This is a genomic window from Paenibacillus lentus, from assembly GCF_003931855.1.
GTDB lineage: Bacteria > Bacillota > Bacilli > Paenibacillales > Paenibacillaceae > Fontibacillus > Fontibacillus lentus.
Genome location: NZ_CP034248.1, coordinates 2,308,840 through 2,330,909 on the forward strand (window position 1 = coordinate 2,308,840; position 22,070 = coordinate 2,330,909).

Annotated in this window: 17 protein-coding genes, 11 tRNA genes, 1 rRNA gene and 3 pseudogenes; 26 read left to right on the forward strand and 6 right to left on the reverse strand. The window is 42.5% G+C overall.

Annotated features, from left to right (window positions below; genetic code table 11):
- The first annotated feature begins 45 nt into the window (after positions 1-45).
- The 11 genes from rrf to EIM92_RS10385 all read left to right on the forward strand — a co-directional run bounded on the left by rrf (position 46) and on the right by EIM92_RS10385 (position 1,251).
- A 5S ribosomal RNA gene (gene rrf / locus EIM92_RS10335) occupies positions 46-162 on the forward strand.
- A 6-nt stretch (positions 163-168) separates the two neighbouring features.
- A tRNA-Asn gene (locus EIM92_RS10340) sits at positions 169-244 on the forward strand.
- A gap of 3 nt (positions 245-247) precedes the next feature.
- Positions 248-322: transfer RNA gene (locus EIM92_RS10345), tRNA-Glu, on the forward strand.
- Between the two features lie 160 nt (positions 323-482).
- Positions 483-558 (forward strand) — tRNA-Val (locus EIM92_RS10350).
- Positions 559-575: 17 nt separating this feature from the next.
- Positions 576-649, forward strand: a tRNA-Met gene (locus tag EIM92_RS10355).
- A gap of 16 nt (positions 650-665) precedes the next feature.
- Positions 666-742, forward strand: a tRNA-Asp gene (locus EIM92_RS10360).
- A 63-nt stretch (positions 743-805) separates the two neighbouring features.
- Positions 806-878: transfer RNA gene (locus tag EIM92_RS10365), tRNA-Lys, on the forward strand.
- Between the two features lie 12 nt (positions 879-890).
- Positions 891-975 (forward strand) — tRNA-Leu (locus EIM92_RS10370).
- A gap of 5 nt (positions 976-980) precedes the next feature.
- Positions 981-1,055: transfer RNA gene (locus EIM92_RS10375), tRNA-Gly, on the forward strand.
- A gap of 9 nt (positions 1,056-1,064) precedes the next feature.
- Positions 1,065-1,141: transfer RNA gene (locus tag EIM92_RS10380), tRNA-Arg, on the forward strand.
- Between the two features lie 26 nt (positions 1,142-1,167).
- Positions 1,168-1,251: transfer RNA gene (locus EIM92_RS10385), tRNA-Leu, on the forward strand.
- A gap of 120 nt (positions 1,252-1,371) precedes the next feature.
- Here EIM92_RS10385 and EIM92_RS23910 read toward each other — a convergent pair.
- On the reverse strand, positions 1,372-1,641 hold the full coding sequence (locus tag EIM92_RS23910) for a hypothetical protein (RefSeq protein WP_211344442.1): 270 nt from the start codon (positions 1,639-1,641) through the stop codon (positions 1,372-1,374).
- 111 nt (positions 1,642-1,752) lie between these two features.
- On the opposite strand from EIM92_RS23910, the gene EIM92_RS10395 reads away from it, so the two are divergent.
- The 5 genes and pseudogenes from EIM92_RS10395 to EIM92_RS10415 all read left to right on the forward strand — a co-directional run bounded on the left by EIM92_RS10395 (position 1,753) and on the right by EIM92_RS10415 (position 6,177).
- Positions 1,753-2,070 (forward strand): DUF3139 domain-containing protein, encoded by a 318-nt coding sequence (locus tag EIM92_RS10395; protein ID WP_125082572.1) that lies wholly within the window; start codon positions 1,753-1,755, stop codon positions 2,068-2,070.
- Positions 2,071-2,616: 546 nt separating this feature from the next.
- A pseudogene (locus EIM92_RS10400) lies at positions 2,617-3,764 on the forward strand (cation:proton antiporter).
- A gap of 100 nt (positions 3,765-3,864) precedes the next feature.
- Positions 3,865-4,052, forward strand: a pseudogene (gene tnpA, locus EIM92_RS24165) (IS200/IS605 family transposase); the annotation flags it as partial.
- A gap of 167 nt (positions 4,053-4,219) precedes the next feature.
- The gene (locus EIM92_RS10410; protein WP_246021298.1) at positions 4,220-4,627 is read left to right on the forward strand and encodes a hypothetical protein; all 408 of its coding nucleotides are present in this window, start codon (positions 4,220-4,222) and stop codon (positions 4,625-4,627) included.
- Between the two features lie 396 nt (positions 4,628-5,023).
- Positions 5,024-6,177 (forward strand): IS3 family transposase gene (locus EIM92_RS10415; RefSeq protein ID WP_125081524.1). Its coding sequence is split into 2 segments (ribosomal slippage): positions 5,024-5,285 and positions 5,285-6,177, totalling 1,155 coding nucleotides; the frame shifts between segments, so codons are not numbered across the junction.
- A 289-nt stretch (positions 6,178-6,466) separates the two neighbouring features.
- Here EIM92_RS10415 and EIM92_RS24725 read toward each other — a convergent pair.
- Complete coding sequence (locus EIM92_RS24725) at positions 6,467-6,553, reverse strand: ParA family protein (RefSeq protein WP_425464200.1); 87 nt, start codon at positions 6,551-6,553, stop codon at positions 6,467-6,469.
- 234 nt (positions 6,554-6,787) lie between these two features.
- Here EIM92_RS24725 and EIM92_RS10430 point away from each other — a divergent pair, with 234 nt between their 5' ends.
- The 10 genes and pseudogenes from EIM92_RS10430 (at position 6,788) to EIM92_RS10475 (ending at position 15,448) form a co-directional block, all read left to right on the forward strand.
- Positions 6,788-7,717, forward strand: coding sequence for an ATP-binding cassette domain-containing protein (locus tag EIM92_RS10430; RefSeq protein WP_125082574.1), 930 nt, complete (start codon positions 6,788-6,790; stop codon positions 7,715-7,717).
- The gene (locus EIM92_RS10435) at positions 7,710-8,399 is read left to right on the forward strand and encodes an ABC transporter permease (protein WP_125082575.1); all 690 of its coding nucleotides are present in this window, start codon (positions 7,710-7,712) and stop codon (positions 8,397-8,399) included. Before EIM92_RS10430 ends, EIM92_RS10435 begins: the two co-directional genes overlap by 8 nt.
- A 46-nt stretch (positions 8,400-8,445) precedes the next feature.
- A tRNA-Pro gene (locus EIM92_RS10440) sits at positions 8,446-8,520 on the forward strand.
- Between the two features lie 328 nt (positions 8,521-8,848).
- A pseudogene (locus tag EIM92_RS10445) lies at positions 8,849-9,046 on the forward strand (ATP-binding protein); the annotation flags it as partial.
- 591 nt (positions 9,047-9,637) lie between these two features.
- Positions 9,638-10,336, forward strand: coding sequence for a response regulator transcription factor (locus EIM92_RS10450; protein ID WP_125082576.1), 699 nt, complete (start codon positions 9,638-9,640; stop codon positions 10,334-10,336).
- Between the two features lie 2 nt (positions 10,337-10,338).
- Positions 10,339-11,262 carry a sensor histidine kinase gene (locus tag EIM92_RS10455; protein ID WP_125082577.1) on the forward strand — a complete coding sequence of 308 codons (924 nt, stop codon included), beginning with the start codon at positions 10,339-10,341 and terminating at the stop codon, positions 11,260-11,262.
- A 98-nt stretch (positions 11,263-11,360) separates the two neighbouring features.
- Positions 11,361-12,284 (forward strand): ABC transporter ATP-binding protein, encoded by a 924-nt coding sequence (locus EIM92_RS10460; protein ID WP_125082578.1) that lies wholly within the window; start codon positions 11,361-11,363, stop codon positions 12,282-12,284.
- The gene (locus EIM92_RS10465; RefSeq protein WP_246021300.1) at positions 12,271-13,014 is read left to right on the forward strand and encodes an ABC transporter permease; all 744 of its coding nucleotides are present in this window, start codon (positions 12,271-12,273) and stop codon (positions 13,012-13,014) included. The genes EIM92_RS10460 and EIM92_RS10465 overlap by 14 nt, the downstream gene beginning before the upstream one ends.
- Positions 13,015-13,024: 10 nt before the next feature.
- Positions 13,025-13,753 carry an ABC transporter permease gene (locus EIM92_RS10470; protein WP_125082580.1) on the forward strand — a complete coding sequence of 243 codons (729 nt, stop codon included), beginning with the start codon at positions 13,025-13,027 and terminating at the stop codon, positions 13,751-13,753.
- Between the two features lie 1,179 nt (positions 13,754-14,932).
- The gene (locus EIM92_RS10475) at positions 14,933-15,448 is read left to right on the forward strand and encodes a radical SAM protein (RefSeq protein ID WP_164515071.1); all 516 of its coding nucleotides are present in this window, start codon (positions 14,933-14,935) and stop codon (positions 15,446-15,448) included.
- Between the two features lie 302 nt (positions 15,449-15,750).
- On the opposite strand, the gene EIM92_RS10480 is transcribed toward EIM92_RS10475, so the two are convergent.
- The 4 genes from EIM92_RS10480 to EIM92_RS10495 all read right to left on the reverse strand — a co-directional run bounded on the left by EIM92_RS10480 (position 15,751) and on the right by EIM92_RS10495 (position 21,306).
- On the reverse strand, positions 15,751-17,142 hold the full coding sequence (locus tag EIM92_RS10480; RefSeq protein ID WP_125082582.1) for a sigma-54 interaction domain-containing protein: 1,392 nt from the start codon (positions 17,140-17,142) through the stop codon (positions 15,751-15,753).
- 188 nt (positions 17,143-17,330) lie between these two features.
- Positions 17,331-18,290 carry a nitronate monooxygenase gene (locus EIM92_RS10485; protein WP_125082583.1) on the reverse strand — a complete coding sequence of 320 codons (960 nt, stop codon included), beginning with the start codon at positions 18,288-18,290 and terminating at the stop codon, positions 17,331-17,333.
- A gap of 50 nt (positions 18,291-18,340) precedes the next feature.
- Entirely contained in the window at positions 18,341-19,585 is a 1,245-nt protein-coding gene (locus EIM92_RS10490) for an L-lactate MFS transporter (RefSeq protein ID WP_125082584.1), read from the reverse strand.
- A gap of 152 nt (positions 19,586-19,737) precedes the next feature.
- A complete protein-coding gene (locus EIM92_RS10495) occupies positions 19,738-21,306 on the reverse strand; it encodes an acyl CoA:acetate/3-ketoacid CoA transferase (protein ID WP_125082585.1) in 1,569 nt (522 codons plus the stop codon).
- Positions 21,307-22,070: the final 764 nt, after the last annotated feature.

A 22,070-nucleotide genomic window follows, 5' to 3' on the forward strand; every position in this document is an offset into this window, starting at 1 on the left:
TGAAGTTTCGTATCCAGTTTTCAGGTGATCAAACATCTGAACTCGTTTGGTGGCAATGGCGGAGGGGTTCCACACGTACCCATCTCGAACACGACCGTTAAGCCCTCCAGCGCCGATGGTACTTGGACCGCAGGGTCCTGGGAGAGTAGGACGTCGCCAAGCGGATGTTCCCTGATAGCTCAGTCGGTAGAGCACTCGACTGTTAATCGAGTTGTCACAGGTTCGAGTCCTGTTCGGGGAGCCATATGGCCCGTTGGTCAAGGGGTTAAGACACCTCCCTTTCACGGAGGTAACAGGGGTTCGAATCCCCTACGGGTCACCACCTTCTTTAACATGCTTCATAGGGGTGAGAACTCCCAATAAGGGGTTCGTCGGAGCTTCAGCTTCGGTAGGAATACATCGCAGTCTCGAACGGAGAGAGAGTATCCCCTACGGGTCACCACTTTCTTTATTTGCTTTAGTACAGATACAGATTTACATATGGAGGCTTAGCTCAGCTGGGAGAGCATCTGCCTTACAAGCAGAGGGTCAGCGGTTCGATCCCGTTAGCCTCCACCATATAACTTTATAACTGACGCGGGGTGGAGCAGCACGGTAGCTCGTCGGGCTCATAACCCGAAGGTCGCAGGTTCAAATCCTGTCCCCGCAATTGTATTACCTAGTGTGGAGCCGTGGTGTAGAGGCCTAACATGCCTGCCTGTCACGCAGGAGACCGCGGGTTCGAATCCCGTCGGCTCCGCCATTAATTTCCTCGAATAAGGGGTGAGAACCCGTCAAGGGTTCGTCGAAGCATCAGTATTATTTTGAGCCATTAGCTCAGTTGGTAGAGCACCTGACTTTTAATCAGGGTGTCGAAGGTTCGAGTCCTTCATGGCTCACTTTTAAAAGTTGCGCGTGTGGCGGAATTGGCAGACGCACTAGACTTAGGATCTAGCGTCTTCGGATGTGGGGGTTCAAGTCCCTCCACGCGCACCAAGGATGCGGACGTGGCTCAGCGGTAGAGCATCGCCTTGCCAAGGCGAGGGTCGCGGGTTCGATTCCCGTCGTCCGCTCCATATAGATATGCGCCCTTAGCTCAGCTGGATAGAGCGTTTGACTACGAATCAAAAGGTCGGGAGTTCGAATCTCTCAGGGCGTGCCACTTTTTAATTAGGTAATTAGTAATATGCCGGTGTGGCGGAATGGCAGACGCGTTCGACTCAAAATCGAATGGGGAGACCCGTGGAGGTTCGAGTCCTCTCACCGGTACCAACTATGAAATTTAGCTCTTGGGATCAGTAATCCTAAGGGCTTTTTTAATGTTCAGGATATTATGGGATTGGCAGGAACAGTACGACATCGAGCTGTTTAGAAGAGATATTCGGGATCAACCTAAAAGTATAGTTCGGTGAAAAACACAAATTTTTGGAAAACGATCTCGATAAAAACAAAGCAAGCGAACCTAGAGATAGTCCGCTTGCTTTGCTCTTCCTGCCCTTCACCACCATTTGTAACCGTTCTTCTGATCCGAGTTCTTTTCATGATCGCGATTCCGAAAAATTCGTCTTCTCTCGCGATCGTTGGGTCATACCAGTCAGCTTTGGCTTTTGCCCATTCCACCCACTTCATCAACTTGGGATCGAGGTTTCCGGATGCCTCCACTGCGGGTAGCGGTCTCCGTTAAGGACGCAAAATCGATGAGTAACAAGTCGTTGCGCATGTTACAGTGATTTCCAACTATAATAAAATGAGAATAATAGGGGGGATACTGATTTGAGGAAAAAAATTCTGATTTTTGGTTTAATATTTGTTTTTCTGGTCATTGGTGGTATTTTTGCTAGTTTGCAAATTAAATATAAATCACTTGAAAAGAGCTTGAAGAACTATTTAATCTCAGAACAAGGCTACTCTGAATCTGATATTCTTAGTGTTAAAGCAAAACTTAGTAAAATGCCCCAATTCCCGGTCTATGTAAGATTTGCTGATGATCCTGATACAGTTTATATTTTTACTGATAGGGGGGCGTCTGATTGGACTCAAGTAGATCCCTCAACACCTCAACGATTAAGAAAGGAAGTTAATATGAAATAAATGAGTTCAATGTCGAACTCTTATTTTATTTAAAGGCTCAGAAAAATTACTAGATAACACATAACTCGTTCAAACCAATTTAAGCAACAATAGACGGCTCAACCTGAAAATCGGCGCTTGACAAAATCAACCTAAATTCTAGCTATAGAGCCGGTGACGATTACATTCGATGAGAAGGAATTTTATAAAGCCATGTCTATAGATATTAAAAGTCGTGAGTAGCACCTTTAACCATACAGGGAAGGTGCTATTCTTTTTGTTTAGTATTTATTTGGAGTACAGTGGTAATCGAGCAAGAAGCTAGAGTGCAGCCTGTGTGGCGACAAAGATTACGGGAACTTGTTAAAAAAAACATCGATATCTTTTGCAGGAAAATCGACAGGTGATTTAATCGGCTTAGTGCTATCTTTCAAACCCATAGGGTTTTGGGGCCGGTTTAGGGGAGGGACGGCGCTGCTGGGGCGGTTAAAATCGATCTTGATTTAAGGTTTTTTGTCGTTTATATTATAAAGCACGGTCGATCGAAGTAAGGATTTGGGAAGGTGAATGCAGTTTGTTCTTTACCTTATATTAATCGTTCTGTTTACTAAAATAGTTGGGGATTTCACTGTATGGTTGGGTCAACCCGCAGTTCTAGGGAAATTGGTGGTAGGTATTATTTTAGGTCCGGCTGTGTTAGGCTGGGTACCTAATAGTGAATTTATACATTATTTTTCGGAAATCGGGTTTCTTTTATAAATGTCTTTCGCCGGTTTGGAAACCGATATGAATCAACTGCGTGAAAATTGGAAATCTGCATTACTGTTGCGGTTGGAGGCATTAACGTTCTTTTTTGGGGAGGTTACACAGTTGCGGAAGCTGTTGTTCTTGCCTCTGGTTACGCCATGTTTATGGGGGGTGTGTTCAGTGCAACTTCTGTGAGCATATCCGTTCAGGTTTTAAAAGAAATGAATAGATTAGGCTCCCGTGAGAGTACTACTATATTGGGAGCTGCAGTAGTCGATGATGTCCTTGTGGTCATTCTCCTGGCGTTTATAATGAGCTTCTTAGGTACGGGAAATGATGTTTCGTTATGACTACTTATTGGAAAAAAGGTGTTATTTTTCGTGGGTGTATTCGTAGCGTGTTGGCTTCTGGTCCCTAGAATTCTAAAACCGCTAACAAAGCCCCATGTCACCGAGCCGCTAGTTTCAGGCGGGCTCGTTGTATGTTTTGCATTTGCTTATTTTTCCGATCTCATGGGAATGGCGGGAATTATCTGCAGGACTTTCAATTTCACGAACCTCTTATAAAGAAACGATAGAGACAAGAATTGAGCCGATCGCATATTCACTATTTGTACCGGTTTTCATTGTAAGTATTGGGCTTAATGTAACATTTGAAGGAGTAGGGCGGCAGGTTGGATTTTTGATTGTCTTAATCTTAAGTGCAGTAGTAACTAATTTTCTTGGGGCAGGCTTAGGGGCAGTACTTACCGGGTTTAATATCAGATTATCGTTAGCTGTTGGATCTGGCATGATATCTAAAGGTGAGGTGGCACTAATTATTGTGGCTACCGGACTTCAGACTGGCTTATTGCTTCCAGAATACTGGTTATAGTAACTACGTTGATTGCTCCCCCATTGCTAAAAATTTGCTTTAGTATAGGCTCGGAGAGCAAGCTAACAGGTGACCAGCGTGGTCGAGGCTTATAGCAAAGAACCACCTGGTGCCAGCGTTAAAATAGAAGTGTTCAAGCTACTATGTATAGCGGTAACGGCAAGAGATAGTGGATTAAGGGCTAATCGAAATGATATGTCACATACGAAGTGGATGTGTGAATATCATACCGTGTTCACCCCAAAGTATAGACGTAAAGCGATCTACAATCAATGCAAAGAGAGTACCCAGAAGCTTCCAAGGCAATTGTGTAATTTTACAAAGGAGCGGAGATTCTCGAAGGACATTTTATGTCGAGTCATATCCATATGCTGGTAAGCATTCGAACTTGAGCGAAATGAAAAAGTAGCGCTTTTCAGACGCTAGCCGGCAAAAAAGCCTTATAGGCCTTAGAGTGGAGCCAGCTATTCGCAGGCATTTTACGCCCAATTGATGCGTCACGACTGGTATGGTATAGTCCGCCACCGTATCCGGCAACGGGGTGGGGGCAGTGAGCCGACCGATCCCGTTCACTCGCGTCGAAAACTGGTTATTCGCCTTACCGGTTTGGAAATCGCAGTTGGAGTCAATGCGTGAACAGTTGTCACGTATCCCCCGGCTTACGCAAAAATTCGATTTGGCCTCGATCTACGGCAAGGGTCAGAAAAACGAAGCAATTTTAAACGAGATAAACCGCCGTTTACAATTGCAAAATGTAGAAATCCCTTTAATGGAACTGAGGATTGATGTGCTGGAAGCTGCGATTCACTCCTTGCATGAGGAAGATCAGCAATTTGTGGAAGAGCGTTACATGAGCTGTCTGCCTTCCAGGCTTGTCATGGAAAAGCTGGGCTTTACGCACGGCAGGTACTATAAGCGACGGAAACGATTGCTCTCAGCCACGTTTACCGTTTTGTAGGCGGAGAGGCTTTCATTTTATTCGTGGATGATAAAGAAGTGAATTCGGATGCGGATTCATTCATCGGACGATTCCGAGGAATAAGGTCAGGTCAATTGAAGGTCACAAAATGATCAGGAAAAGGGACAAAACAAGGTCATTTAATCCTGTTAATCTGATAGTGTCAAAAAGGTGTGAACAGGCTCCCGGGCATCCCGGATGCCTGTCTTTTTCATTTTCAAGACTGATCGGGATCACCGCTCGTTCCTGAAGGGAAAGGAGTGATGGATCCATCCAATATCTCGACAATTGAGGAGCGGAAGATCGAGGAGATGATATTATCCCCTTACGGTAGACAGTGAAAAAAGAGTTCATGATATTATGAATTCAACACTGTAGACCGGAGGGGATTTTTCTATGCCACCAAAGAAGGGTCAGAAGTTTAATCGATACGACGAAGAAACGAAGCGAGAAGCCGTTCGTTTACGAATTGAAGAGCAATGGAGCTATACTCAGATCAAGGAAAAGTTGGGGATCAAAAGCGATGCTCAGATTGTAACTTGGGTACGCAAACATATGAATGGTGAATCGTTCAAGGATTATCGGGGGCGTTGGGCGAAAAAACACTTCAGCAGTCTCGAGGAAGAGAACGAGCATCTGAAAGCGCAGGTCGAATATCTAAAAAAGCTCAATCCGAATCTACATGGGGAGGGAAGTTGGATAAGCAAGCCCGGTTTAGGACCATCGAAAAAATGATTGGGAACCACTCGATAGTCATGCTGTGTAAGATTGCTGAAGTGTCTCGTGCCGGGTATTACAAGTGGAAAGCTGCTCTAAGTAACCAGCAACAACGTCAGGAGCGAGATGCTGATCTGAAGGAGCATATACTTGCCATTCACCGTTTGCGGCCCTATTTCGGTTACATCCGTATGTGTACGGCTTTACGTAGGGAAGGATTGCTTGTTAACCGCAAGAAAGTCAGACGGCTTATGCGTGAGCTCGGGATCCGGTCAGTCATCCGCAAGAAGCGTCCAAATGCAGGGCGCAAGCCTTCTGTCGTGTTTGCTAATGTCTTGAACAGGGACTTTCAAGCATCTGCGCCATTTACCAAGCTAGTCACGGATATTACTTACGTACGGATCGGTCACGATTTCACCTATTTGTCGACTGTAATGGATTTGCATAACAATGAGATTGTCGCTTGGGAACTCTCTGAGCGCAATGACTTGCAACTTGTGCTGGACACAGTAAAGCAACTCGGTACTCGCAAGGATGCAGTCTTACATTCTGACCAAGGCTTCCAATACACGCACAAGGCTTACGAGACTCAGTTGCTCGCACAAGGGCTCCAGGGCAGCCACTCAAGGCGAGGCAACTGTTATGACAATGCCTGCATGGAGTCGTTTTTCTCCCATTTGAAGACCGAACAGCTGTACCTTAAACGTCCGAACGATCAGCATTCAGCACGTCGTCTCATTGAGGAATATATTGAATTTTACAATCATGAGCGTTTCCAAAAAAAACTCGGCGACCGTTCTCCAGTTGAGTACCGGAAAGCGATCGCCGCATAAATTGATCCTCTTTTTTTACTGTCTACTTGACAGGGGTAAGACCAGTTATCACTGAATTTTATTCTTTTATTGGATTATTTACGAGTACGTCAAATACCCTAAAAGCTTTATATCCTATTACAGCTGTATTTACCATTTCTGGCTACTATGACGCATCGACAAGTCAAGTTATGCTTAGTTGCATTAGTTTACTGTTTTGCGTAGGGCTTGCCGCAGTAATACTTGCTGGCATGAACAAATGCAAATGAAATAGGCCCTCAAACTCGCGTCAGAAAATACTTCCGCTCTCTCAAGTATAAAACTGGAGTTTATCAGACTGTCCAATGCCAAAGCACATGGTCAGATTGCCTTGCGGGTCAAAATCGACCAGCAGCACTTTTTTGGAAATCAACTCACGATGATATCAATTGCAGTCACTTCATTTGAGGGTTAAAATGGGTTTGTTAGTAGATAATGGGCCCGTCCTGTTTTGAGTAATATGCATAACTAGAATTTATGTACTTTCCGATGGAAAAATAATTGAACATGGGACTTTTGAAGTGTTGATGGATAAAAAAGGGGAGCTGTATAGTCTCTATCACTTATTTGGAACTAATTAGGAGATGGGTATGTGGATAAAGATATAATTTTGAGAACGTTAAATCTCACAAAAGATTATAATGGGCAGAAGGTTTTAAAGGAGATCTCGCTGACAATAGAGAAAGGTGAAATCTTTGGCTTAATCGGTGAAAATGGGGCAGGAAAATCAACACTTATGAGAATTATTGCTGGGAGCAGCCGAGCGACAACTGGAGAAATGGTCATAATGGGCGCAACCCAAAATCGACACTCGCATTCTCGAAAACAAATGGGGGTTATGATTGAACAACCCTCTTGTTATGGTGATATGACCGCGGCAGACAATTTGGAAATAATCAGGTTAGCGAAAAAGATTGATAATAAGTCCGTGGTAGGAGAAACACTAAAAATCGTTGGTCTCGATGATGTCGGCTCGAAAAGAGTCAGAAAGTTTTCTTTGGGTATGCGTCAACGATTGGGGCTTGCAATGGCATTAATCAGTTCGCCAAAATTTTTAATCTTGGATGAACCAATTAATGGTCTTGATCCAAAGGGGATCATTGATATGCGAGATTTAATTAGAAAATTGAATCGTGAAAGAGGAATAACATTTCTAATCTCTAGTCATATTCTAACTGAGCTGCACCAGGTTGCAACACGTTACGGTATTATGCACCAAGGAAAACTAATCGCATTGCACTCTGCTGAAGAAATGGAACGTCAGTGTAAACCATTCATTAAGATCAAGCATGAAGACAATATGTTGGAAATTGTAGATTTCTTAAAAAGTAAAGGGCTTACTCAAGTAACAGTAGAAAATGATGAAATAACTATAAGTGATATATCTAATGTTCCTAAAGAATTACTATCCATGCTTGTAAGAATGAACTATCAGATCACAGAATACTATCGTCAGCAAGAAAGCATCGAAGATTATTTTGTTCGATTAACACAGGACGCTGCAGGAGGGAATAATGTATAAAGTAGAGGTGTATAAGATTTCTCATTCTCCAAATCTTTTGTATCTTATGTTTGTAGTAACGGTAGTTTCCATATTTTTAGGCATCACTCTATCTGCTAAAATGAATGTCAGCGACTCTAGTAGCTTATTGGATACAGCCTTTATAGGTTCTTCTGCGGTATTAATGCTTTACATAACTATCTTTGCAAGCTTCTATGTGAATCGTGACTATAGTGTCAATAACTACCGTGTACTTATAGGTACGGGGCTAAGTCGAACTAGAATTATTACAACAAAATACGTTGTATTTTTAATAGTTAGTTTTGTAATAATAAGTATTCACGTTGCAATAGCTATGGGTATTCCTATTATTCTTAATAAGCTAATTCTGTCTGCCGAACAAATTCAAACTATGCTGCTTTATTTTTTTGTATATGTGGCTGTTATATCAGTTGTCTTTTTTATCTCGATTATTAGTAAGACTTTGATAAAATCTATAATGCTCAATCTGGCCTTTATAATCATTTCAAGTATTATTGTGAGCTTTAGTTCAATGAGCTTAGTACCGATCATCCCCTTACAATCCCTACAATTCATTTCGAGTGTGGAAGGGGAAGAACATATTGTAATCATAAGCACGTTATTCTATGTAGTAGCATCCTATATTGCATCATATGTTACCTTCTTGAAACAAGAATTGTAATGTGTGGAGAGTGTTCCGTAGCGTCAAGAATTTTGTGTAGTGCGGCCGGGCTAGCTCAGCTTAGTAGAGCACCTGGTTTGGGATCAGGGGGGCGCATGTTATTCAAATCGTGTCGTCCCGATAGGAACAAAGGAGGCAGCCATCATTAGATGGTTGCTTTTTTTGTTTGCATAAATTGCAGCTTGTCTATTTGCATATTTCATCTATTCTCCGGTCACAATAACAGTAAATATTGACTGCTAGAAGGGAAGACGTGTGAATATCTTCCGTATCAAAAAGCAATTGAGACGCCGATGGAGAAGATGGAGACGCGCCATTTGACCCGCAGGAGGCTGCGATCGGATTGGTTGCGTTGATGGCTTGGCTGGGCTTGCTCTTGTCCAACCAAAAGGAAGCTCGACTTACTCATCTGGACGAGGTCGGTTATGTGCCTAGATAAATAGGCTCTTAACGTCATTGCGGATTGCTATGAGCAATAGAGCGTTATTGTGATCTCTAACCTGGAATTTGGACAATGGACCCCCATCTTTGGGGACACAAAGTTGACATCAGCTTTGGTAGACCGGCTGGTACACCACGCTCATATTCTATCTTTCACATGTGAAAGTTTCCGACTCAAGCAGGCCATGGAACGGGTTCCACAGTAACATGATTTGCTGGCAAGTGACCTCGGCACTTTTCGCAGCAAAACTCAGCATTTTTCACCTGCAAAAAACATACAGCAAATAAGCCCAGAAGCAGATAACGTAAGCTTAGAACGATCATTAAATACATTTTTAATTTATCTGAATCAATGAGTTTTAGGGAAACTCGCATAGAGTTTTTTATTGGTGAGTAATCACCTTCTCTATGCTCAAATATGCATGGCATCTGCGGTTAAATAGGTTTTAGCATAAGGTCGTAAGTCTAAGGTGCTGAAGAAGATAGGCAAACGATCTTTAAATTCAAGTTTTTGAAGTTCTTCAAAGGAAAATAGACTTTCTTATAGAATATATCTTTCCTGTAGAATATATATAGTGACTTCTCCCCCCCCTTGGGTTTTCTTGTTTCGTCACTTGAAAACATCTCCAAGTTGGGGGGAAGTCCTTTTTTATGTTTGAAAACCTTTGTCTAGCAAGGGCTCAGGTTAATGCAAAATGATCAATTAAGTGAATAACTAACCAATAACGTCCTTGTTAATATGTTGAGTCGGAGTGTACACAGTTTGATAGATAGGAAAAAAGGGGCGAAGAAACCTCATGACAAATAGAATACTCATAATAGATGATGATATAGAATTGTGCTCATTAGTAAAAAAATGTGTATCACAAGTAAACCTAGAAACCGATATGGCATATAACGGGCAAACAGGACTACTTCAAGTAATGAATGAAAAAGACTCTTATTCCCTTATTATTTTAGATGTGATGTTACCTAATATGGATGGTTTTCAAGTATTATCTGAAATAAGAAAATATAGTAATGTACCCGTACTTATGCTGACGGCTAAAGGAAGTGAGCCGGATAAGGTAACAGGTCTAAGCCTTGGGGCAGATGATTATTTAACAAAACCGTTCAGTATCAATGAACTCATTGCTAGAGTACAATCTTTGATTAGAAGATATACCACTTTTAATCAAGGGGGTTCTGTAAGCATTCTTACCTTTAAAGGAATGGTTATTGATAAAGAAATAAGAACTGTTCAGGTTGAGGACAAGCTAATTGATTTAACAGGCAAGGAATTTGATTTATTAGTATTTTTAGCTTCTAATAAGGGTCGTGTGTTTACGAAGAAACAAATTTATACACAAGTTTGGAAAGATGATTATGCTTTTGATGACAATAATGTTATGTCCTTTATAAGTAAGTTGAGGAAGAAAATAGAATCCAATTCAGAACAGCCATTTTATATTTTAACGGTACACGGAGTAGGTTATCGTTTTAATAAGGAGGCTTAATTATGAACTGGATCTACATTCTACTTATGGCTCTAGCTGTTTGTCTTGTTGCTATCATTTATATGGTAACAAAACTGTATAAGGTTTCTGAACAACTTTCAATAATTGAAGATTCTTTAGCGGATATAAAAAAAGGAAATTGGAATCGGCGTATTTTGGTAAATGAAAGTGATATGACTAAAACAATTTGTTATTCCATAAATGATATAGCAATGAATAGTCAAACTCAACTCATACAGTTAAAGCAATCAGAACAGGCTTATAAGCGACTTATGACGAGTTTATCCCATGATGTAAAAACACCTTTAACTTCTTTAGTTGGCTATTTAGAAGCAATTCAAGAGAAGTTTGTTACAGGCAAAGAAAAAGAAGAATATCTTGAAATCGCTCTGAATAAAGCACATCATTTGAAGGGTTTTGTTGAAGCTTTATTTGATTGGGTTAAACTTGACGCAAAAGAGCAAGTTTTTAAACTTGAACAACAGGATATAAACGAATTAACTCGTGATATATTGGCGAATTGGATACCCACCTTTGAGGAAGAACATTTTGATTATCATATTGATATTTCTGACAAAGAATGCTTTATCCGATTAGATTCAAATGCTTATATAAGAATTGTTAATAATTTAATTCAAAATGCTATTACACATAGTGAGGGAACTAAGATTGATCTACAAATAAGCGAAAATGAACAAAACGTTATGGTTCAGATTAGTGATAATGGGAAAGGGATTTCTCCTAATGACCTGCCACATATATTTGATAGATTGTATCAAAGTGATGAATCACGATCGACTAACGGAAATGGTTTAGGGCTTGCTATTGCTAGAGAACTTGTCCATCTGCATAAAGGAACAATCCATGCTGAAAAATCATTATCTGGTGGTACAACATTTACAATAAAACTTCCGAAAGCTCTTTAAATTTTTGAGAGCTTTTTTTATTAGCAAGAAACAAACAAGGTTTCGGCAAGGTTTTGGCAAGATTTGTTTGATAAACTTTAATTGAAGGAGGTATTAATATGACAAAGTATATCATAGAAACTAAACAACTTACTAAAATATATGGGGATCAGAAAGCTGTAAATAATGTGAATATCCATGTGAAAAAAGGACGTATTTACGGTTTACTCGGTCGTAATGGCGCCGGTAAAACTACAATCATGAAAATGATTTTAGGGTTAACGTCTACCTCTTCTGGTGAGGTAGACGTATTCGGAAAGAATATTAAGGGTAGAGAAAAGCAGGTATATCCCAGAATTGGAGCGATTATCGAAACGCCCGGATTCTATCCAAACTTAACTGGAACAGAAAATTTAAATATTTTTGCAAAACTGCGTGGTACATCTGCTCCTAACGCTGTGAAGAACGCATTGGAAGTTGTAGGATTACCGTATAAGGATAAGAAGCTGTTCGGTGAGTATTCTCTCGGTATGAAACAACGTCTTGGTATTGCTAATGCTATTTTGCATGACCCAGAACTATTGATTTTAGATGAACCTACAAACGGTCTTGATCCTATAGGTATAGCCGAAGTCAGGGATTTTATTAAGAATTTGAGCGTTGAACGTGGAAAAACAATTCTTATTTCCAGCCATATTCTTTCGGAAATTTCATTGCTTGCGGATGATATTGGAATTATCGACAATGGTATTCTGTTAGAAGAAAGTAGTATGGAGGAACTTAAACGAAAAAATGGTAAGTATATTCTACTTCAAGTTTCTGATGCTGCCAAAGCTACCTTGATTTTGGAACGTCAATTCGGTTTGAAAGATTATTCTGTGCAAGATGATCATACGTTGCAAATCTATGATCATTCTCTGGATATGGCTTCTGTTAATAAGGCACTTATAGTGGGAGATGTGTCGGTTATTAGTTCTCAGCTTTGTAATGATACTTTAGAGGACTATTTTAGGAAAATTACGGGAGGAGATGGCATTGCTTAAACTTATTGAAATAGAATTTCTTAAGTTACGACGCAGAAAATTTGTGTGGATGATGATGTTTTCAGCTCTGATCATGCCATTTCTAGCATACTTATTATTTAAATATGCGTGGAATACAGGCGGTGACCCTGTACAGTTTTATAAATGGTCAGCGTTCGGACTTACACTTTTTATTATTTTGCCTGTTGTTTTAGGAATACTAAGCACGATGCTGATGTACAATGAAAACCAATACGATATGCTTAAACAACTTTGGATTGTGCCTGTCAGCAAAATGAGATATTTCTTTAGTAAATTTTTTGTGGTTTTGATTTATTCTGTTTGCTTCATGATCGTTACAGCTGTAGGTTCCGTTATATTTAGTATACTTCTCGGAGATATCGCATTTGATTGGCAGAACGTTTTGTTTTTGATAAGAAAGTGTTTGGAAATCGGTGTTATTACAGCTTTTGCAATGCTGCCGATTTTGGCAATTGCTACAACGCAAAAAGGATATATTCTACCAGTTTCTATAACACTAGTCTATGCATTTCTTGGTTCTATTATAGTATCGATAAATATGTATCTACATCCGTTATCTAGCATGGCAGTAATCGTTGCTCGAAACGGAGATATTCCAGGGCTGAATAATACACAGGTAATTAGTATACCTTTGGCGTTTCTTAGCATTTTTGTCTGGGGAATTGTATCCGTACTCCTTGCAAACGTTGCATTAGCAAGAAGAAAGTGAGGTGTTAATCATGCGAACATTACTTTGGGCGGAACGTCAGAAGATTCGCCGTTTAAGTTTTGTTTGGATTGCAATTTTTGCGACAGTTATGGTAGCGGTTATTGTTTTTTTATCGGGATTAACAGACAATGACGGTATTCGAGATATAGATACTATAGGTTGGTATATGGCTGTGGCTCAACCACTGGCAACATTTTTCGTACTTCCAGCGGTTATTGCTCTCTTAGGTAGTTACATGATTTGTCGCGAAGAACAGGAGCATACAATTGAATCACTTCGACTTATCCCCGTGAATGAAGCAAAGTTGACTATTGCAAAAATGATTATAACCCTTATATGTAGTATTCTTTTTTACTTGTTACTTTTTGCTATAACATTTTTCACTGAAGCGGCTTTACACTTTTCTGATTTATCAATAGGTATGGTCATGAAATTTTTAAAAGCTTATTTATTGGATGGTCTATGCATATTCCTTGCGATCTCACCTATTATTGCTTTGGTATCGCATATGAAAAATGGATATTGGATTGCGTTAGTTATCACTGAATTTTATTCTTTTATTGGATTATTTACGAGTACGTCAAATACCCTAAAAGCTTTATATCCTATTACAGCTGTATTTACCATTTCTGGCTACTATGACGCATCGATAAGTCAAGTCATGCTTAGTTGCATTAGTTTACTGTTTTGCGTAGGGCTTGCCGCAGTAATACTTGCTGGCATGAACAAATGCAAATGAAATAGACCATCTATCCGCCAAACCTGAGTTGTCCAACATGCTCGAAAAAGAGCTTTGTTTTTAGGTGCCTCAAACGCGCATCAGAAAATATTTCCGCTCTCTCAAGTATAAATGAATCTTCCTCAATAATTCGAAAACCTTCGCGCGCTGCACTCGTTATATCCATTTTTACAACCATGAACGGCAGTCCTTACCTAGCATATGCTGGGTCGTGAATATAGGAACGTTTTGAGACATCATAGATCTATTTTATTTATCGGAATAGGTTGAATACCTCACAATGATCACTACGGTTCTCTCCGAGTTTTTCTCAACGTCCCCAAATGGCTTCATTTTAGGTAGTAGCCGTGAAGCCCTATAGAGCCTTGAAAAAGCGAAAAAACCCGCGAAAAACCTTTATTTTACAAGGCTTTTCGCGGGTTTTAGATTCCTCTTCTTTGACTTAATTTCTCTATCTTCCGAATAGCATGTGCGATGAAACTACGCGATGATACCGCTAACCGCACTCGACTCAAATCGTATCCGCAGCTCAGTGAACACGATATCGAAGGAGTTTCGAAGTATGTCACGGAGAAAGAACGTACTAAGGTTCAAGGATGTTACACCGCAAGCATCGCCGGTTTATGTTGTTGAAGATTTTGAGGGTTCGGTTGCTTTATTTTTACACAATTTAAATCTATTATTTTAAAGCTCGAAATTCCCAACATATGTTTAGTTTTACCGATTTAAGTGGACTATTTCAATTACCAAGTAAAGTAAAAGAGAAATTGACCTAATACTATATTACGGTTAAAAGACAGTCTGATTATCTTAGTGTTCTGACTTGTCATAACCACATCTCCTCTATTCAACTAAAAATTGTTAAGTAATCATTGTTTTTTTCAACCCATCTCTTCCGCTATGCTTCTATTGCTTTCAATATACTGATTTTTTTAGAGAAAAAATGATCAAAGTTCAAGTTGTTAAGGTTTAAGAAAATTCGAATGACGGATTGTAAATGAAGTATGATACCTAAAAAATAAAAGGCTCATAGAGGATTTGTGTGAGATGGAAGTTATAATACGCTCATTTACAGGAGAAGTGAACAATAGCGACTTTACCTTGGGTATGGTTTTACTAAGGTTATAGTTATTAACTAGATAAAGTTTTAGTATAGAGGTGTTGGAGTTTCGCTCTAGCTTGCTGGGTAATGAAATGCCAATGCCATTGAACCAATTTTTGGTTCAGGATACACTCGACTCTCAGGCGGTTACTTCCTGCTGCAGGTGTTCCATGGAGCCCATTCGGCGAATAGATGACTTTTTTACAAATTTGGATTTTACTCATGAAGATTTTCGATATCAATTAGGCTATGCCGGTTCTGGCACTGTGCCGGAAGAATTACTTAAAAGCTCAGATTTTAATGACCAATCGCTACGACAATGGCAGGATAAGCAAATCAATATTACTAACAGCTTGGAAGAAATTAAAGAACAATCTATCTTTAATTCACTTGATAGAATTCATAAAAGAAGCGTAACAAAAAGAGCTACTAATTTTGTGCCTATGAACGGTTGTTGTGTTGTTGGATCCCGACGATTATTTGTTTCTACAGATGGCGATTTTTTCGCATGTGAAAGGGTCGGAAACAGTCCTTCAATAGGAAATGTAAATCAAGGAATTATTGAGGAAAAGATTTATAGTAAATATGTTTAGGAATTCTCGGGTAAACATGATTTGCTGGCAAGTGACCTCGGCACTTTTCGCAGCAAAACTCAGCATTTTTCACCTGCAAAAAACATACAGCAAATAAGCCCAGAAGCAGATAACGTAAGCTTAGAACGATCTTTAAATTCAAGTTTTTGAAGTTCTTCAAAGGAAAATAGACTTTCTTATAGAATATATCTTTCCTGTAGAATATATATAGTGACCTCCCCCCCCTTGGGTTTTCTTGTTTCGTCACTTGAAAACATCTCCAAGTAGGGGGGAAGTCCTTTTTTTATGTTTCCGTCCTGTTCTCATGCTTTTAGCTTTGTGAGAATGTCCTCCATCCTCTTTAACTTCCGGTAGACAACCGAGCGATCAATCCCCAGCTGTCTGGCGGTTTCGGCGCTGTTGCCGCCACAGACCTGAAGCATTTGCTGAATATAGCGGCCTTCGGTCAAGGCGGTATATTCTTTGAGCCCGTTCAGTCGGCTGCGGTTAGCTTGAATGAAGTGATCCAGAGTGAACCAATCTGTAACCTGCTCCACTTGCTGCTGCTGGCAAAGTCCCGTCTGATCGATCACGATCAGTCGCTCTATATAATTGCGAAGCTCGCGCGCATTTCCGTGCCATGGTTTGGCCAGCATCTTTTGAAATTCCTCTGCCGGCAGCACATACTTTTTATCATATATCTTGTTGAAATGAGCAATAAAACTGGATATCAGACCGACTAGATCCAATTTCCGACTGCGCAGCGGCGGAATGTGGATTGGAATGACGTTGATACGATAGTATAAGTCCTCACGGAACAAATCTTTCTTGACCATACTCCATAAGTCACGATTGGTGGCAAAGATCATCCGACATTGAATGGGAATCAGTTCTGTGCTCCCCACACGCCGAAATTCATTACGTTCCAGTACATCGAGCAGTTTGGCCTGTATGTCTAACGGGAGTTCAGCGACCTCATCAAAAAATAAAACCCCTCCATTGGCTACCTCGAACAAACCTTGTTTTTCATTCAATAAGCCCGGCATAGCGCCCTTAACATAGCCAAATAGCTCATATTCAAATAGTGAGGCTGGAATGGCGGCACTATTAACCGGGATGAATGGGCCGTTCCATTTCGTGCTTTGGCGGTGAATATATTTGGCAATCACTGACTTTCCTGTCCCGGATTCACCCAGAATCAGCACTTTGCTGTCGTAGGAAGCAATCTGGTCACATACTTGAATAATTTGCTTCATCGCTAGGCTTTCGGCGACGACACCGTTGTTTTTAAATACGGAGCCAGTAGTGGCTGATCGTTTACTGTTCTCATGTGCTGGCGGAAGCGTGGAGTTAGTTATGATTGAGGAGCCCCCTCTATATCCGCTGGAGCTTGTAACGACCAACTGCACCTCGCCTGTGTTATCAAGGATGGGCACAGCCGTGGATTTGACTTTAAAGCCCTGTATTGTATTGACGTACTGGGTCACCTTTTGCTTGGATTGAATCGCTTTCATGGTTATAGACTCGCTGTAATAACCTCCTTTCACAAGATCCTGCACATTGTAGCGAAGCAATTCCTCAAGCGGAATGCCGATCGTTAAGGCGGTGAATTCATTAGAGATCAGGATATTGCCTCGGGCGTCTGTGACGAACAGGGTGGCAGGGGATTGGTTGCTACCATCAGCGGTCGGTTTATCAGTTTGATTAAACATCATCGATCAACTCACTTTTAGGATATCGAAGTTCTGCTGGGATGCTTCTCTTCATTATATGGAAAGAACAAAAGTTGTCATTATCATTTCACACTCTTAGCTCAAATTGTAACTCAAGACCATGCGGAAAAGCCGGGCCATCTCCTGTACTTAAGGATTCGGTCCGGCCTTTTGGCTGCCTAAATGCTATTCTATATCGGCGTTACTTGTTCACCGATGATTTGAGTTTGGCCAAGTCGGTTCATCAGCGCTTGCGCTTCATTGAACATGCCGGTGATCATCTGTTCAACCGTTGTAATCTCGTTGCACAGTCCGCATATTTGACCCGCCATGACGGAACCCCGATCCGTGTCTCCTTCAAATACTGCTTTGCGCAGGGAGCCAAGGCTGATTTTCTCCAGTTCCTCACGTGAAGCGTGCTCTTGCTCAAGCTTCAGATATTCAGCAATCATACTGTTCTTGATGCTGCGTACGGGTCCCCCGATGCTGCGTCCGGTAACGGTGGTGCTGGTATCATCGGCATCGATGACGGCTTGTTTGAAGTTGTCATGGGTTGGACATTCAACGGTGGTCAGGAAGCGTGTACCGACCTGGACACCCAGTGCCCCCAATGCGAAGACCGCTGCGATCCCGCGTCCATCGGCAATGCCGCCTGCGGCAATGACAGGAATGGATACGTTGCTAACGACCTGAGGAACCAGAGCCATAGTCGTCGTCTCGCCGACATGTCCGCCAGCTTCAGTGCCTTCAGCTACGACGGCATTCACGCCGAGCGCCTCCATTTTTTTGGCGATCTTGACGGAAGGAATAACGGCGATGACGATGATGCCATGCTCTTTGAAGATTGGCATATACGGAGCGGGTGTACCTGCACCAGTCGTAACGATCTTGACATTTTCCTCGACGATGACCTGAATCAGCTCAGGAATATTGGGCATCATCAGCATCAAATTCACGGCAAACGGCTTGCTGGTAGCTGCACGAACCTTGTGAATTTCCTCACGAAGTTCTTCAGCCGACATACCGCCTGAGCCGATAATTCCGAGTCCGCCAGCATTGGATACGGCACTTACGAGTGGTTCGCGGGCAATCTGGGCCATAGCGCCTTGGAAGATAGGATACTTAATACCAAGCAGTTCTGTAATTGTCATTTTTAATTCCTCCAGATCATATTTTCTGTAACAGCGTGCGGCAGCTTGGGTCAAGCTGTTTCAACAGTATTCGGTGCTGTTTTCTTGCTGTTCTCCAGAGCTTTGTACAAGAAGGTCAGTGCGAAACCAACCAGGGCAATCGCGAGTGCAATGTAGAAAGCGTTGGTGAACATGCCGTTATTGGCTGCGGCCACCGAGTTGGCGATACGCGGCCCGAAGAATGCAGCGCCGGAGTAACCGATGAAGGTCACGCCGTAATTGACACCATAGTATTTCATCCCGAATTTCTGTCCAACGATAGAAGGGAAAACGCCCATCGTACCGCCGAAGCATAGACCAATGCCAATAATGGCTACGGCAAATCCAACGGTAGAACTGGATAACGCCAGCGTCAGCATCATGCCAGCAATAACAAGATAGATCATCATCAGACAGCGAAGCTGGCCGATTCGATCGGATATGGCACCCCAGAAGATGCGTCCTAGACAATTGCTAAGCGAATATAGACTTACGAATAGAGCAGCTACACTGGCCGATAGGCCGAACATCGTCTGGCCAATAACGGAAGCGTTGGAAGTAACCATCATGCCAGACAAGGCGCCGATCAGGAACAGGCAGGCGATTACGTAGAACAGCGGCTGTTTGATCATCTGCCGCCAATTCAGATTCACGGCACCTGGACGGGGTCCTGACGTCTGCGGCGGTGTCCAGCCAGCAGGCATATACCCCGTCGGGCAGGCTTGAGTCAGCAGCCCGCAAGTCATAATGATGATCAGGAAGACAGTGCCGAGAATCATCATAGTTGTCTGAACCCCGGAGCCGGTAATCAGGGCGTTCGCCAGCGGAGCGACAATAATAGTACCGCCGCCGTAGCCTGCGGTGACGATCCCGGCTGCGAGTCCGCGCTTATCCGGAAAGAGCTTGATCGTATTGCCGATCGTAGCGGAATAGACGATCCCCTGTCCGAGACCGGCAATGACACCGTAGGTCAGATTAAGCATCCAGGAGGCGGTCGCAAGCCCGGATAAAATAAAGCCGAGACCAAACATCGCCCCGCCAAGGAAGATGGCGGCTCTGGCACCGCCCCGGTCTACGAACTTTCCGCCGAGAATCATCGGAATTGGTGAAATAGCGGCATTTATCGTGAAGGCCATCATAATCTCCGGCATGCTTGCATCAAACACTTTACTCAGGGGAAGTGCAAAAATACTGAAAGCATAAATGGAGCCAACGCAAATATTGATGAAGGTCGCAGCGATCAGAATTCGCCAGCGATTCAATTGTATATTTTTCATATCGTTTTGGTCCTTTCTGTTGGAGGATCAGTGAAACGGGATGAAGTATTGCTTCGCCCGCAGTTGGATGGTTCATGGCTGCCTTTAGACAGCGCTGGCATGTTCTAATCTGCGCTAATGGTAGTCACAGCATATCTCCTCGTCTCGTTTGCTCATCGTGTCTTGGCTGTAATTACTTCGCGCAGCTTACCCCATTGTTCACGGAACATCCCTGCATCCATTTCCTTAAGCTCCGGCGAGATGACAGGCATGAATTCCATTTGGTCGAGAATCTGGGTTTGCAAATCAATGCCGGGTGCGATTTCAGTCAGTGTCATTTTGCCGTTTTGCAGTTCAAATACAGCACGTTCCGTCACATAGACAACCCGTTGTTTGATCTTGGTCGCGTAGGAGCCGCTGAAAGTGATTTGCTGTACTTGTTTCAGGAATTTCTTCGCTTTACCTTCCTGCACGATGCGCAGTTTGCCGTTATCTACAGCAATTTGCAGACCACCTGCTGTGAAGGTTCCGGCGAAGACCAGCTTTTTAGCCGATTGGGAGATGTTAATAAATCCGCCGCAGCCCGCTACCCGAGTACCGAATTTGCTGACATTGACGTTGCCGGATTCATCGGTCTGAGCTAGTCCCAGCACGGATAGATCAATTCCGCCACCGTCGTAAAAGTCAAACTGAGACACATGATCCACGATAGCTTCGGAGTTGTAAGCATGACCGAAATCCTTAATGCCTGCTGGTACGCCGCCGACCGAGCCTGCTTCAGTCGTCAGAATCAGCTGATCGCTGACGCCCTCCTCGGCGGCAACCGTAGCTACACAGACCGGAATGCCAACGCCAAGGTTAAGCACGGTATTTGGCACTAGCTCAGCTGCTGAACGGCGGGAAATGATTTTTCGTTCGTCGAGCGGGATGACTTCCATCGCTTCCACTGGAACCTTCACATGTCCGGCGAAGGCTGGGTTGTACTGTGTATTTTCGGTCTGGAAATGATTTTGCGGCTCGGAGATGATCAGGTGATCGATCAATATGCCTGGCACTTTGACATCCTTTGGATGCAGTGTACCGTTCTTGGCGATGGTCTCTACCTGAGCGATCACGATTCCGCCGGAATTGCGTACGGCCTGGGCAATCTGCAGTACCTCCATATGCAGGCCTTCCTTTTCTAGCGTCATATTTCCGTTCTCGTCGGCAACCGTTCCGCGAATCAATGCAACCTGAATCGGAAAGCTTTTATAGAACAGCCATTCTTCACCCTCCAACTCGATCAGCTTGACGATATCCTCCGTTGTAGAGGCTGACATTTTTCCGCCTTCAATCCGCGGATCTACGAAGGTCTCCATCCCTACCTTGGTAATGACACCAGGTCGCTTTGCAGCGATTTCACGGAACAACTGCGCAATTACGCCCTGCGGCAAATTGTAGGCCTCACATTTATTTTCTTCGATTAACTTTGCCATAGCTGGGGAAGCAATCGCTATTCCGCCGATCCACCGTTTCACGAGGCCTTCATGACCGAGATGGCTCATCCCCTTAGTCCGGCGATCACCAACAGCACTGGCATGGACGACCGTCAGATTACGGGGATGACCGGATTGCAGGAATCGCTCTTCAATAGCGATGCCCATCTCCTCGGCCCAACAGGATAGCCCGAAGCCGCTTGCGGCAATCGTTGCTCCATCCGGGATAAGTGCTGCTGCTTCACTCGCTGAAATGATTTTGGACATGAGTGCTCACTCCTTGAATAAAAATTGGGTTGGAAATTCAGTTATACGTGCTATTAACAATACCGACATCACTGGGTAAGTTGTTTCTGTTTTATTTCGTGTAATATATCCACGTTCACTCCGGAATGTAATTGTGAATACTTTCACTTGAATCATAGTGCGTGTTTTTTTTTACGTCAACAGGTCCCAAACCGCCTGATGTAGAGGGGAGAAAGTGTTGCAAATTTGCGAATTTGGTAGATTATCAAAAGATAGAAGAATGGAAAAACAATGGGGGTGATCGGCACTACAATTTGTTAGAACAAAACAACAATACACATTTGGAGAAAAATAACGAGGGAGGTGACACATTGTCTCTATTAAGGTGAAGCATGGAGACTTAAGGCTCGAAACTTTAGTAATCGTCAATAGATTTGCCAAAAAGCTACACTTTTTTCCCAGAGAACGGATATCGAACGCAGGAGTAAAGGTTTAGCCATTAAGGGGGAGTGAACAATTAAGTTTCGCCCTTGCATTCATTAGCCTTTTATACAAAATTTGTGCCATGTCAGTAAGGGAAGGAGTGCACATGGATGATTTATGTAGCTCGAAAATAATTATAAAAATTTTTTCGGACTTTTAGGGAGGGGGATTTTTGCAATTTTGCTACACTAGGCAAGGCACTACGCAAATGCCTGTCGTTTATATTCTTGAGGAAATGGCACGGGAAGTATATAAACGATCTTAGAGTGAACAGTGGTTTTCTAGAATTTAAGTGTTGACTT